We start from the raw sequence: 14,166 nt of genomic DNA on the forward strand, positions 1-14,166 counted from the left end.
GATGGTTGTAAAAATTCAGTTCAGTTGACCCCGTAGAGGGCTTTGAGGAAAGTGCCGGCGAGGATGAGGAAAAGGCAGGATAGAAACCAGCCCATGACCTGCGCGTCGATGTGGTGGTGTTTGCCCGACTGCCAGTTCGCGTAGATGCGCAGGCCGCCGAGTATCCCTGAAATGGCGCCGATGACCAGTACCAGATCGGACAGGGAGAAATACCAGCGGTGCATCTCACCCGATGCACTGTAGAATTCGTTGATGCCCGGCTGGGCACCGGTGAAAACCGGCAGGCAGGAAAGGAGGACGGCCGCGGCCACCCGTGGCGCGGCGTGTCCCGGCATGTTATCCATAGGATATGTCTCCTGTATACTCGACCAGGTTGTCCTTTGCCAGTCCGAAGAGTTCCTTGATCCCGACGGCACCTGTGGACCATAACTTGCCCGACAGACCCTGTGGCGGTGCGGGTGGTGCAGCTGACGGTTCCGGTTCCGGGGATTCGGATTGCGGTGCTGTGGCGGGACCGATGTCCGGGGCAGGTGTATCGGAAGGCTCGATGATCTGTGGTGTGGCGTCCTCATCGAAATAGAGCACTTCGTCGGCACTGTCCGCCTTCGGTAGTTTCCGGGCGACCAGCAGGTCGTATAGGAGGTTGAGGCCATAGTAGGCCAGATAAGCGAGGGTGAGTGTAATGAGGAAAGTTGTCCAGTTCATGGTTCTGATTTTTTAAGGGTTTCTTGGATGTGTCCGGGAAGCCAGGGATGCTGGCTGAGGTACTGGTGCAGGGCATAGACGATAAAGCGGTTCATATCTATGCCTTTGACAAGTTTGATGCGCTTGAGCAGGTTCACGGTGCGGGCGTCGACACGGATCATGCTCTTTTCGGTGACCTCGATCTTGAAGGCTTCAATGTCACGGAAGAATGCCTCGGCCTTTTGCCCGGTGGCAGGTGTTTTCGGAGGTTTTTTAGGCCGGGCATCCGAAGCGGGGCCGATACTCTTTTCTTTTGAATACGGTGATGCCTTTTTTTCCGCTTCCCCGGTTCTCATCCGTTCCCGGAGTTGGTCCGCGAGGGATTTTATTTCATTCATACTGCCCCTCCTTTATCGATATAGTTGCTGTAGAGCAGGTCAAGCACCGGCAGCACGGCCGGTAGGACGATTGCCGGCGTGTGGAGGGTATCCACGCGCTGGAAGTCAATGCGTTCGGCTATTGCCGGACTCACCGTACCGAACCCGGCCAGCACCCTGTCCACCTGCTGGCGGGTGTCGTAGCGGACGTTGGCCTTGATGCGGTTGGGGATGAAGACCGTGGGTGCGCGGTTGTTGATCCTGCCTGCGACCATGGCAAAGAGCAGGGTCGAGTCGACGGAAAATTCGTCGTAATTGAACGGGCATAGGATGAGGTCACCCGAAAGGATAACGGGTATCAGCCCATCGTCATCCATCTTGCCGGGCAGGTCGATCAATACCGTTTCATCGGGGTTTACCGTGAGTACTTCGAGCATCATCGGGAAGTGGGTCAGGTCGGCCGCCATAACCTCATAGGGAGGGTCGTTATCCAGCACTTTTGCCTTTTCGTATTTTGCGGAGACGGACTGCTGGTAGTCCATGTCGAGCACGGTGACCTTGCGTTTGTGGGATTCGGTGAGGTAATTGGCCAGCAGCAGGGTGAGCGTACTCTTGCCTGCGCCGCCCTTTTGGTTTCCTATCAATATGACCATGGTGCGGGTGTTTTGGGTTAAAAATCTATCTGGTGTTAGTGCGTGCCTTACGCTTTCGGCGGCGGTTACGCCCGAGGACGGCCTCATCGTCGATATCGTCCGAGATGCTGATGTCCAGTTCGGGAGCGGCTACACCGAGGTCGGCGTACGGTTGCCCGGCCTGCCTTGTTTCATCGGGTCCGTCGTCGGAAGGATTCCGGCCAACGGTATCGTATCGCCCGTCTGTATCCCACGGCCGGTACATGGGGGTTTCGCTGTGTGCTTTGGTACGTGCGGGGGGTACGTGTGCGGGGGCATGGCCTGTAAATTCGGCCAGCGGCATAATCTCTCCCCCTTTGTAGATGGCTTTGCCAGCATGATCGATAAGGGTATATCCATAAGGAGGCTTTCCACCCTTGCCGTGGAAAACGGCCTGCAACCCGAATTTTTCACGGAGGAATTCAGCCAGTGCCGATGAGTATCCGCCATCGTCGGGATTAGGGGCCGGGTCGTATTCGTGGCGGTACCGCTCGATAATGGCCCGTATCTGGGCAACCCTCCCTTTGTCCTGTTCCCGTGCCGAAATCCGGTTGTCCACTTTCGCTACGTCGAGTCTGGCGAGTTCCCTGCCGTATTTGGAGACGGCATACCGGGCATCCTTCAGTGCAAGTGCGTACCCTTGGGCTTCCAGGACCATCATGAATTGGGCGCGGGTGGAAAAACTGTAGGACAGTGCCTTATGCAGGTCGTTGGCAACGGCCCTCTTTTCGTCCTTGCCCATGATCCGGTTCAGTACGCGGTACGCCCGGAGCTTCTCGTAGCTGTCAGATATCTTTTTGCCGTCGCGTCCGACACGAGTGGATACCAAGTGGACATGGTTGTTGGCCGTGTCCTTGTGGAAGATGAGCAGGTAGGGCTGCTGGCCGTAGCCCATGCCCTGCATCCACTGCTGCGCGATATCGGCCAGTTCCCCTTTACTGTGCTGCCTTCCCTTTGTGGAAATCGCTACATGGAACTGGGGGTATTTGGTACGGGTGCTGCGTGCCGATACCGCTTCCAGATAGTTGATGTAATCCTGGGGGCGGAGGTTTTCCATCCCCTCCAGCGCACCGAAATTCCGGACGAGCAGCAACTCCCCGCGGTCCTTCCCGACTTTGCCCGTGTTGTAACGGACGGACTTGAAAGTGGCGGACTTCTTGAGAATCTTTACAATCATGTTCCGGGGTTTGGATGAATCTAAACTGTCCCATATCCGTTTTCTGCCATTTCGATTGCACGGAATATTTCAAGTGCTATCTGAGGAACGATGGCATTGCCGTAGGCCTTTATGCTTTCTTTTCTCCACTTAGGAAAGGTAATTCCGTCCAGCGTTCCGGAAATCCCATCATTTCGCCCACAAACCGGGGACTGAGTTGGCCATTTACTCCAATCAGGTATTTCACTGCTCCGGGAAGATTGTCTGGCTCCCTCCCCGGCGTAGGCCCTTTCCAGTCCCTCGCTACGGGAGTGGGCAACAAACCAGACCCTGTCCCGCCGGTGCGGGGCATCGACGGCGCAAGCTGGAATACACAGAATGACTGGGGTGCCATCTTGGAGTTTCGGTAGTATATATCCTGCTGAGACAATTTCTGAAATAATGCTTCCAATGACTCGCTGCTGGATGCGGATAATGGTGGAATTTGTTTTCTGTTCATTGTCCGAACAAAAAAGCTCAACCTCTTTGATTTCCATTTCAGATAAACTTTCCGGCTCCAGAATGGTGAACAGACCAGTAACGTTTTCAAGAACAATCCACTTCGGTCTTGCTTCCGTAATAATTCTATATGCCTGAGGCCAGAGGTAACGGTCATCATCCTTACCCTTTCTTTGCCCGACCTGACTGAAGGGCTGGCAGGGAAATCCTCCGCTGATGATGTCAATCCGTCCCCGATACTGAGTTGCATTGAATCTGTGAACATCTTCATAATGTTTGGTGTTTGGCCAATAATGTTTGAGTATGGCCCGGCAGAAAGGGTCTTTCTCACATGAAAAAACATTTTTCCATCCCACCCATTCTGCGGCGACATCAAATCCCCCTATTCCGCTGAACAGACTCCCATGCTTAAACATCTGTGGAGCCGGTTAGTGTCGGTAAAATATTAATGAGGCCGGTATCTTTCCGATGGGGTTTATAAGCAGTATTCATGGCTTTTGATTTAAAGGGTTTATGGATTATAAATAGCATCGTGGAGGTGTCACCTCTTGAGATGCCTGAGCAACTGGCGGATTTGTTTTTCCAGTTCCCGTTGGGTATGGATATAGCCATTGAACAGGCGGTTGAATTCAGCCACGACTTCCGGTCTAAGTCTGCCCTGCCTGTTAAGCAGGTTGGCATGCCTTGCCAGCTGGTTGATGTTATTGCCTGCCCGTCCCAGCTCGGCACCGATAGCGTCAAGTGCGGTCAGCAGTTCATTGGCGTTGACGGCCATGGCCACACGGTTCCCGAGTACCTGCCTGCGGATGAGTTCCATCCGGTTCAAGCCGGAGGCTTTCTGGATTTCCAACAGCCTGTTATATTCTTCTTCCGTGAGTTTGGCTTTTATCAGGCGGGTTCGCTTTCCGGTCAGCATAGGGGGCCTTCCGGGCTTTCTTTTAGGCTTGTCCATAGGTTTGAATATTATCTTTAGCCTTCGTTTTGAAAGAAAAACCAAGTTGCGCAGGTTTTTCGCCCTTTGTCCGAGGCTCCCCGGTAGGGGTGCCATTGGGCAAAGGCAAGGTGGTTTTCGGGGGACCCGAAAACACAACTTGCAGCTGACAAAACAACGGGGTGCTAGTCCATGCGTTTTGGCTGCCGACCGGTAGTTTAGCTTGCTGATGCGCTAGCGGCTGCGTACTAAAATACCGGAGGGTTTGTGATGGGATTTTATTAGCGCTATACTTCCCTTCGGCATGTTACGATATCATTTAGCTGCTTTGCAAGCTGAATGGCCTATCAGCAAACCAGCCTACTGTTTGTTTAGCCTATCTGCCAATCGCTTAGGCAGGTTATCGGCCAAACGGCCTATTGTTAAGCTGGCCCAATGGCCATGTTGCCAATTAATGGACTGGTTGGCTGCTTAGCTATCCATAAAGCCAATTGGCAAAGGAGTTACCCAGCCAATCGCTTAGTTGCTTACCCAGCCCATTGGCGATGTACTTATTGATAAAAAAAGTTGTCGCATCAGCGCCGGTAGGTTGCCATCATCTTCTCGAAGATGTGGTCTTCCTCCCACGGAAGATTGCGTTCCCGTCGTGCCATGAGCATCTCGTTATAATCGTTGTACCCCCTGTAGGTATCGGAACGGTCAATGGCATGTGGCAGGGCTTCTTGCGCAGTCCGCAGTGCCACTTCGCCCGCCCCATCGCGGTCAAAATAGAGGTCGATCCGCTTATAGGTACGTGCCCGGTCCACGGCGGCATTGATTAGGTTGACCGAATTGAGGACGATGACCGTATCGGCGGCGCCGGGGTTATCAGCGATCCAGCTCAGGTAGTCCATGAAGCCTTCGAATATGGAAAGACGCGATGGATCGGCTGGTATGAAAGTGATGGCCTTGCGGCCGAGGCAAGCCTTGAAATCCCGGTTGCCGATTCGGTTGCGTAGTTCCCACGCACCGGCTTCATTCTGCCAGCCCGCTGAGAAAAACTGCCTGCCCTGCTTGGGGCCGCTATCGATGGCATAATATACTTCTTTGACCCTGCCTTGGGCGGCATTCCAAATACCACGGGATTTCAGGTACCGGGTGATAGCGGGATGGCTGCCCAGCTCCTTTATTGTCTCGATGCGGTAGTTGGCCACACGTTTGGCCTGTTGGCGGGGCCGTTTCTGCTGTGGGTAGTCCAGTGATTTCCTTGGCTCGGGGATGGCCATGACGTCGCTGATGCGTTCGATAACCTCGGGAAAGGTTGCCGGATGCCAGTAAGCCATCCCGAAATCGATGATGTTGCCGCCCTTGATGCCCGATCGGCCGGGACCACCATGGTCGAACCATACATCCATGGAGTCGTTGACACAAAACGAAGGGCTACGTTCCTCGCGGAGCATACTCTTGTAAAACAGTTCCCCACCCGAATGGTAGGCCGGAATGTGGCCGAGACGGGCGAGCAAATCGACCAGTGATACCTGATCCTTGATTTGTTCTGCGTTTATCCATTTAGCCATAATGATTTCTTTTTCTGGTGTATGTTGGAATAAAATGGGGGCTGTAGCCCCCATTCATTAGTTATATCGTTGTACTGTGATTCTATCAATCGGTTATTTATTAATCTCATTGACGTATCGCTACGCGAGTGGACACTCTAAATAGAACTGTACGGGAATACTCACGTGGGTAACTACATACCCGCCGAAACCGGCTGCCTATGGTTCATCGGTACGGGTACCGCTGCATACACGTATGCGGCGGGGAACCGGCCGACTGCACAGTAATTCCCGGCTCGTCGCCGGAAATGCTTCTTCCCCCAATGTCAAAGAACGAGTCCTTTAATGGGGTCAAAGTTGAAAAGGTCGGAGACGGGGCTTTCCCAATATGGAAATGTTGGTATCGATTTTTTTGATGGATTTTTGGGTCGGTTCTGGTATGGCGGGGATGGTTTACGGGCTGTATGAAAGGTAAAAATGTGTGGATGGCAGGAAAAGCTGAGAAGAAAGGCAGGTGGAACTTCCAAACACACCGGATTTAACGGTTTTGGGTAACGTGTAAATGGTTTTTTTTACCAAGGTTGAAATATTGGGAAATCTTTTTTTAGAAAATTATTGGGGGTTTTCAAGTGATAACTAATTTTTGTACACCTTTTTTCTGGGCTTGTACTTCAGGGATTCCCTGATCTGGCCGTGGATTGCCCCCCGCATCTCATCTAGGTACTTCGTATAGCTAACAGTTTTGCGGCGGGTGATATCAACGAACATACGGTAAGCCTGGGCAAGATCGACGTCGAGGCTGTCCTCCAGCCAACCGACAATATCGGAAATCTCCGCTTTGCCTTCATTGATGCGTTGGGTGTAATAGATGCCATAGGCAATTTCGATTAGCTCAACCTTATCTCCTGACCATCGGCGTTTGCTTCCTGCGAGGAACTCGGCCATGATGGAACTCTCCGGGTTTTTGTAAAGTAGCCGGAGCCTGCGTATGATGAAATCACGCAGCATATCGTAGGCCCGGAACGTCGAGAACATATAATCCATTTCGGTGGAAAACCCATGATCCTCCGACTGGTACCCCTGTCCCGGAGGGAAAGCGGTTTTATTCCGGCAAAGAAAAAACTCTTCATCTTTTGCCGTTTCGTCCGCAAGGTAATACTCATGGGCGAAAGCATGTTGGCGGATAAAGCGGTTGATGACACCCAATTCGCTCATGTAATAGTCCCGGACCATTTGATCCGTACCGACAGGCAAGGCGCCGAGGATGTGGTGCAGTTCCACCACATAGATATGCCAGCAATAAAACCGTGGTTTGGTGTACTTGAAAAAATAGATTTCGTCGCCATCATCCGTAAAAGGATGTGCGCGAAGGTATTGTCGCAGATGCTGTATCGTTGCAGCGATGCACGAAAGGGAATCGGTCAAATTAGCAAGAGAGTCTTTTAATGTTCCGTTGATGGATTCCAACTGTTCCGTCATACCGGAATAAAGGATTTCGATGTCCTCGGTTATCATGGCACGATGTTTTAGTAAATCCCACCCAACAATAGGGAAAAGGAACTCCAAAATTACCGTGCCGCAAACAAGAACCTTTCGCTAGTTTAGCGTACTTGGGTAGGTATGTTTTACCTATTATGTGTCTGGTCAGGACGGCGTATTAAGTTTTGCGAGCAACTCCTCGCGAGAGGTGACTCCGACCTTGACGAAAATATTCTCGCTATGTTTGTCCACGGTGCGACCGGATATAAACAGTTTATCCGCAATCTCACGGCGCTTGAGACGGTGGCAAAGTAGAACAGCTATTTCCGTCTCCCGGGGGGTAAGCATTTCGCGGGCGCAGTTCATGCGGATGACCTCCGTGTCCATGGTTAGTTGGCGAAGGTTGTCCAGTTGCCGCTGCTCGGCGCGGCTCAGGGTGACCGATCGAGAGATGAACAGCGCCGTGATGACCAAAAAGCCCAAATTGGTAAACAGCGCCTCGGTCAGCTGCCCTAAATCAAAATATGCGATAAGCGTCATGGCCGACCAGGGTGCCACCGCCAGGTACATCAGTATTTCTTCCATATACCGCTTTTTATTCCGGTTCTCCCTATAGGCAACGCGGATGGCCCGCAGGATGGCCCAGAGTAACACCAGGGAGTAATAAAAAGGCACTACTACGCCATACCGGATGGCCAACCAGAGATCTTTATGCCAAGCATAGCTGATCACAAAGAACAGGAGGAACGGCAGCAGCAGGAACAGCGGTACTCCATACAGCGCATGGAAACGCAATAACCGTAAATTGAATACACGGTAGAAATAGTAGGGAAAATATGCTGCCGTCAGGAAACCTGTACCATAGGCAATGATGTTTTGGATATGTACCGGTATAGGAATGGCCAGATCGGGGAACAGGCCGCCGGTGATGTTATAGACGATGAGTAGACCAATTAACACCAGAAAATACCTACGGTGGCGATCAGCCGGACGTATCAGGTAAAGGGCCAATTGCACACAGAACATCGCGCATTCCAGCAAGGTGAATACAAAGGTGACTATATGCATCTCTGTACCCGGTAGCAGCATCTATCCTCCCATCTTTGCTGGCATCCGTCGCATGAAATACAACGTATGACTACCCATATCGAGCGAACTATAGATTGTGAACCCGAACCGTTGGTACCACGGCAGGTTCTCTGTGACGGAAGTCTCCAGATAAACCGGCAGTCCGTCTCGTGACGCCACGCCAATCACACTATGTAGAAGGGCACTGCCAATGCCTGCGTGTTGCCGGGCGGGATCCACGCCGATAAACCAGAGGTAAGCCATATCTTTTTTCGGCTGTATCTTTTTGATTTGCTCCTCTCGCCGTAATACACGGCGGATTCTGTGCAACCCAATAGCACGAAAGGCTAACTGTGCATCCAACGCTACCGATTGCAATGTTGTCCGCTTGCGATGCGGGTATAATACCAATGCACAGGCTGCACGATCCTCGTCAAGGTATACATTGCCGAAACGGAAGCAGACCTCGACAGAATATTCCATTAACGCGCGAATGCGCTTCAATTGCCCTTCGCCGCTACCTACGACATAGTTGACACTGCCATTGGCCACGAAGGCTTGAGATAACAAGTGTACCAACAAGGGTTTGTCTTGGTATGTTGCAAGCATCATCATGTCTTTTCATAGAGTTGCCGAGTTTCGGCATTTTCATAGACTATCGTAGTTTATATGCACATTGGCTTTCATATAAGACGACGATATTACAACTAAAAATGCCACAAAATCGTGATTATTTATAAGTTTACCAAACTAGTGATACTAGGCATCCATTCTAAATGACCAATGGTTACCCATCTAAATCAGAAAGACATTAGGAAAAAAAGGCTTGTGTATGAGCGAGAGAGGCCTCCCGAAAAGATGAACTAGCACTCTAAATTTCGGGGTAAGTCCAGTCAAAACAATGCAATGCCATTGCATTACTTTTTCACTAACTTTGCAAAAGAATATGAAAGTTTTTTCTTCCATACTGGCACTTTTTATGATGGCGTTATTTCTAATGCCTTGTGCTGATATATACGAAAAAAATGTATTTAATAACCAGGAACATTCTACAGAAATAACACATCAAGATACTCACGACCATACAGAGAGCGATTTATGTACACCTTTTTGTTTATGCGGTTGTTGTGGAATAGTTTCCGGAGTAGTTCTTCAATGGAACATTTTTAATATAGGCAAGATAAAGTCCTTTGATTTATCTAAGCCAAAAGTTTATTATAAATCTATCTTTATATCCCGCTATCTGGGAGAAATTTGGCAACCGCCGAAGATTAATGCATAATTTTTAATGATTATAGTTTTTTGCGTACAGCATTAAGCTAAATGTTTTGGGTCATACCTCGTATTTCCCGAATTTATAATCATTGCAATTTATCATTAATTATTCATCATTAATCATCACAAAAGGTGTTAAATAACATTATAAAATTCTCTATAAAGAATAAGTTCATTATAGGATTAATGACCTTATTACTCATCATTTGGGGGGTATGGAGTGCCACGAAAATCCCCATTGATGCCCAACCTGACATTACAAACAATCAGGTTCAGATTATTACCCTGTCACCAACATTAGCAGGACAGGAGGTGGAGCAACTGGTTACATTTCCTGTAGAGCAAAGTATCGTCAATCTTCCCAAAGTAGAAGAAATAAGAAGTGTTTCGAGGTTTGGACTATCTGTTGTAACCGTCGTATTTCAAGACAATGTCGATATTTATTTTGCAAGACAGTTGGTAAGCCAACAGCTGAAAGAAGCACAAGACCAGATACCTGACGGAGTTGGAACGCCTGAACTTGCTCCTGTCAGTACAGGTCTTGGCGAAGTGTACCAATACATTCTCCATCCCAAACAAGGAAGCGAAGATAAATATTCTGCAATGGATTTACGGACAATGCAGGATTGGATTGTCGCCAGACAACTTTACGGTACTCCGGGAATTGCAGAAGTTAATAGTTTCGGCGGTCTGCTCAAACAATACGAGGTATCCGTTGACCCTAACCGCATCAAAGCGATGGACGTCAGTATCTCCGATATTTTTACTGCACTCGAAAACAACAACCAAAATACGGGGGGCGCTTATATTGATAAGAAACCCAATGCATACTTCATTCGGGGAATTGGTTTAGTCACTTCACTGGAAGATGTAGGTAATATTGTTGTTAAAAATACGGAAAGTGTTCCGGTATTCATCAAAGATGTAGCAAAAGTACAGTTTGGTCACGCTACCCGATACGGAGCAATGACCTATAACGGCGAAGTAGATGCTGTGGGAGGTATTGTAATGATGCTCAAGGGAGAAAACACCGCCACGGTCGTAAAAAACATCAAAGAAAAAATACCGGTTATCCAACAATCTCTACCTGATGATGTGGTCATAGAACCCTATTTGGATAGAATGAACCTGATAGATAGAGCGATAAGTACTGTCGAAAAAAACCTAATTGAAGGTGCATTAATCGTAATATTTGTATTGATTATTTTCTTAGGGAATTTCAGGGCAGGTTTAATCGTCGCATCAGCTATACCGTTATCAATGCTTTTTGCATTGGGAATGATGAGGTTATTTGGCGTAAGTGCCAACCTGATGAGTTTGGGAGCTATTGATTTCGGATTGATAGTGGACGGTTCGCTGATTGTTGTTGAAGCCACAATGCATCATTTGGGCTTACGGAAATCCACTCAAAAACTTACGCAGGCAGAAATGGACGAGGAGGTGTATGAATCTGCAAGAAAAATCCGTACGAGTGCCGCATTTGGAGAAATCATTATCCTCATTGTTTATATTCCTATCCTTACTTTGGTCGGTATAGAAGGGAAAATGTTTACGCCAATGGCGCAGACCGTAAGTTTCGCCATTTTGGGAGCTTTGATTTTGTCCTTTACCTATATCCCGATGATGAGTGCCTTGTGTCTGTCTAAAAAACCGATTACCAAAAGGAATTTTTCAGACAAAATGATGGACTATCTTCAAGGGGTTTATAAGCCTTTGTTAGAAAAAGCCATTCGGATAAAATATGTGATTATTGCGGTTGCCGTCGGACTTTTTACCATAAGTATATTTCTATTTTCACGGATGGGCGGAGAGTTCCTGCCAACATTGGGCGAGGGCGATTTTGCTTTTCATTGTATCCTCCCACAAGGAACATCCTTAAGCCAAAGCGTGGAAACCTCTATGCAGGCATCTAAAATAATCAAGGAGTTTGACGAAGTAAAAATGGTTGTAGGAAAAACGGGGGCTGCCGAAGTACCGACCGACCCGATGCCGCCCGAAGCGACCGACCTGATGATTATTCTTAAACCAAAAGACGAATGGAAAACAAAGAAATCGTATGATGAACTTTCCAATGAAATGATGGAGAAACTCGAAGTTATTCCGGGTGTATTCTTTGAAGCCAACCAACCGATACAGATGCGGTTTAATGAACTGATGACAGGTATCAGGCAAGATGTAGCCGTGAAAATATTCGGAGAGAACCTCGACAGTTTGTTGATTTATGCCAATAAAGCTAATGCCATTATCCAAACGGTAGAGGGTGCGACCGCTCCGCAGGTAGAACGGATAGCAGGTCTTCCACAGATTAATATTGAATACGACCGTACCCGAATAGCCAACTATGGCTTGAATGTACAGGAGATAAACGATATTGTCAGTACTGCGTTTGCAGGTAAATCAGCAGGCGTGGTTTATGAAAACGAGCGTAGATTTGATTTGGTGGTACGGCTTGATGAAGAACACCGCAGTTCTATTGAGGATGTGAGCAATCTGTTTATTCCACTTCCAAACGGAGAGCAGGTTCCACTTTCGCAGGTTGCCAACATTGACTATAAATTAGGTCCTGCACAAATCAGTCGTGAAGGAGGAAAACGAAGGATATATATCGGATTTAATGTACAAGGGCGGGATGTAGCAAGTGTTGTAGAAGAAATTCAGGATAAGTTGGCTGAACAGGTTAAGCTACCGACAGGATATTATTTTACCTATGGCGGTCAGTTTGAGAACCTCCAAAAAGCTACTGACAGATTACTGATTGCAGTACCTATCGCCCTGCTTTTGATTTTTATCTTATTGTACTTCACGTTTCATTCGTTCAAGGAAGCCGTTTTGGTCTATACAGCTATCCCGATGAGTGCCATTGGAGGTGTGTTTGCCCTATTGTTGAGGGATATGCCATTCAGCATATCAGCAGGTGTAGGGTTTATCGCTTTGTTTGGTGTTGCTGTTCTGAACGGGATTGTACTGATTTCCACATTCAACAGATTGGAAAAAGAGGGTTGGAACGAGATTATCCCGAGAATTATCGAGGGGGCTAAAACAAGACTAAGACCCGTATTAATGACAGCGTCGGTAGCAAGTTTAGGTTTCTTACCGATGGCATTGAGTACAAGTGCGGGTGCAGAAGTACAAAAACCGTTGGCAACGGTCGTTATCGGCGGATTGATGTCAGCAACGGCATTGACGTTATTCGTACTGCCTTTACTATACCTCGTATTTATGAGAAATCATAAGCCTACAAAAAATAATAAAATGAAAGCCATAACACCTATATTGTTACTGTTTACGTTCTTAGGCTTTTCTCAAACCAGTAATGCACAAAATCCTGTAAACGTAGATAGAGCTATCGAAATAGCTATGGAAAATAACCCTCAGCTCCGTTCCAAAAAATTGGAGATTCAATCTACCCAAAGTTTGAGTAAGACAGCATATGAGCTACCGAAAACCGATTTAAATTTCCAATATGGGAATACAGATGGATTTGAGTACAATGACGGTTTCCAAATTTCGCAGACTATACCCTTTCCAACACTTTTTGGGGTAAAGAAAAACCTTGTCAAAGAGCAAGTCAAAGGGCAGGAATGGTCAAAGGCTCTGACAGAAAATGAGCTGAGAAAGCAGGTAAGAACATATTATTATCAGTTAGCGTATCTGGAACATAATGCTTCGGTATTGAAGTATTTGGATAGTATTTATGCAGACTTTATCCGTGTGGCGGAGCTGCGTTATAAAACAGGAGATATAGGGCGGATAGAAGTCAGTACGGCTGTTACCAAAAAGGGGGAAATCAATATATTGCTCCAGCAAAATGAGGTCTTCAGGCAAAATGCCTATCAGAATCTTAAAAACCTGATGCAGACAAAGGAAGATTTTGCCATTGAACCCAAATCAGACTATGAACCATTACTTTTGACTTCTTTCATAGACAGTTCAGCTATTGAAAACCACCCAAGCATCCAGCTATTGTATCAGGAGGCTAAAATCGCTGAACAGAACAAGAAGTTGGAACGGGCAAACAGCCTGCCTGATTTTACGTTCGGTTATAATAATATATCGCTGATAGGAATGCACAATAGAAACGGCGTGGAACAATTTTACGGCAGAGGACAGCGGTTCAGTTTTGTTGATGTAGGCATAACCATTCCACTCTTTACTACGACCAGAGCGAAAATCCGTTCCCTTGATTATCAAAAACAATCATTGGAACTGAATGCCCAATGGCAACAACAGCAGCTAAAAACGGAGTTGGCAAATGCCCTGAAACAATATGAACAGAATGTTTCACAGTTTACCTATTTCAAGGAGCAGGCACTTCCGAATGCTGATGAAATCATCAATGCGGCAAAGTTAGGGTACAGTACCGGAGATATTTCTTATGTGGAGTACCTCTTTGCATTGCAGACAACAACCGATATTCAGCTTAATTATTTAAAGAGCATACAGCAAATCAATGAGACTGTAACGCTTATCCATTCATTAATCAGCAAATAAT

The 14,166-nt window shown here is 47.7% G+C and carries 13 protein-coding genes; 2 read left to right on the forward strand and 11 right to left on the reverse strand.

Annotated elements, in window-relative coordinates; translation table 11 throughout:
- Positions 1-20 precede the first annotated feature (20 nt).
- The 11 genes from NGM62_RS03470 to NGM62_RS03520 form a co-directional block, all read right to left on the reverse strand.
- Positions 21-344 carry a DUF4134 domain-containing protein gene (locus tag NGM62_RS03470; protein ID WP_262245823.1) on the reverse strand — a complete coding sequence of 108 codons (324 nt, stop codon included), beginning with the start codon at positions 342-344 and terminating at the stop codon, positions 21-23.
- Positions 337-705, reverse strand: coding sequence for a hypothetical protein (locus NGM62_RS03475; protein ID WP_262245824.1), 369 nt, complete (start codon positions 703-705; stop codon positions 337-339). The genes NGM62_RS03470 and NGM62_RS03475 overlap by 8 nt, the downstream gene beginning before the upstream one ends.
- Positions 702-1,082 carry a hypothetical protein gene (locus NGM62_RS03480; RefSeq protein ID WP_262245825.1) on the reverse strand — a complete coding sequence of 127 codons (381 nt, stop codon included), beginning with the start codon at positions 1,080-1,082 and terminating at the stop codon, positions 702-704. The genes NGM62_RS03475 and NGM62_RS03480 overlap by 4 nt, the downstream gene beginning before the upstream one ends.
- Entirely contained in the window at positions 1,079-1,714 is a 636-nt protein-coding gene (locus NGM62_RS03485; protein WP_262245826.1) for a ParA family protein, read from the reverse strand. Before NGM62_RS03485 ends, NGM62_RS03480 begins: the two co-directional genes overlap by 4 nt.
- 25 nt (positions 1,715-1,739) lie before the next feature.
- Positions 1,740-2,909: a relaxase/mobilization nuclease domain-containing protein gene (locus NGM62_RS03490; RefSeq protein ID WP_262245827.1), complete on the reverse strand. Its 1,170-nt coding sequence runs from the start codon at positions 2,907-2,909 to the stop codon at positions 1,740-1,742.
- Between the two features lie 20 nt (positions 2,910-2,929).
- On the reverse strand, positions 2,930-3,802 hold the full coding sequence (locus NGM62_RS03495) for a DNA cytosine methyltransferase (RefSeq protein WP_262245828.1): 873 nt from the start codon (positions 3,800-3,802) through the stop codon (positions 2,930-2,932).
- A 125-nt stretch (positions 3,803-3,927) separates the two neighbouring features.
- Positions 3,928-4,338 carry a MobC family plasmid mobilization relaxosome protein gene (locus NGM62_RS03500; protein WP_262245829.1) on the reverse strand — a complete coding sequence of 137 codons (411 nt, stop codon included), beginning with the start codon at positions 4,336-4,338 and terminating at the stop codon, positions 3,928-3,930.
- A gap of 554 nt (positions 4,339-4,892) precedes the next feature.
- Positions 4,893-5,873 (reverse strand): toprim domain-containing protein, encoded by a 981-nt coding sequence (locus tag NGM62_RS03505; protein WP_262245830.1) that lies wholly within the window; start codon positions 5,871-5,873, stop codon positions 4,893-4,895.
- A 615-nt stretch (positions 5,874-6,488) separates the two neighbouring features.
- Entirely contained in the window at positions 6,489-7,367 is an 879-nt protein-coding gene (locus tag NGM62_RS03510; RefSeq protein ID WP_262245831.1) for an RteC domain-containing protein, read from the reverse strand.
- A gap of 129 nt (positions 7,368-7,496) precedes the next feature.
- The gene (locus tag NGM62_RS03515; RefSeq protein WP_262245833.1) at positions 7,497-8,399 is read right to left on the reverse strand and encodes a helix-turn-helix transcriptional regulator; all 903 of its coding nucleotides are present in this window, start codon (positions 8,397-8,399) and stop codon (positions 7,497-7,499) included.
- A 21-nt stretch (positions 8,400-8,420) separates the two neighbouring features.
- The gene (locus tag NGM62_RS03520; protein WP_262245835.1) at positions 8,421-9,014 is read right to left on the reverse strand and encodes a GNAT family N-acetyltransferase; all 594 of its coding nucleotides are present in this window, start codon (positions 9,012-9,014) and stop codon (positions 8,421-8,423) included.
- 331 nt (positions 9,015-9,345) lie between these two features.
- Between NGM62_RS03520 and NGM62_RS03525 the strand changes: the two genes are divergently transcribed.
- Positions 9,346-9,681, forward strand: a complete 336-nt coding sequence (locus tag NGM62_RS03525; RefSeq protein ID WP_262245836.1) for a DUF6660 family protein — start codon at positions 9,346-9,348, stop codon at positions 9,679-9,681.
- Positions 9,682-9,860: 179 nt separating this feature from the next.
- Complete coding sequence (locus NGM62_RS03530) at positions 9,861-14,165, forward strand: CusA/CzcA family heavy metal efflux RND transporter (protein ID WP_390936340.1); 4,305 nt, start codon at positions 9,861-9,863, stop codon at positions 14,163-14,165.
- The last annotated feature ends 1 nt before the right edge of the window (position 14,166 follow it).

This window comes from Parapedobacter soli, assembly GCF_025460835.1.
GTDB lineage: Bacteria > Bacteroidota > Bacteroidia > Sphingobacteriales > Sphingobacteriaceae > Parapedobacter > Parapedobacter soli.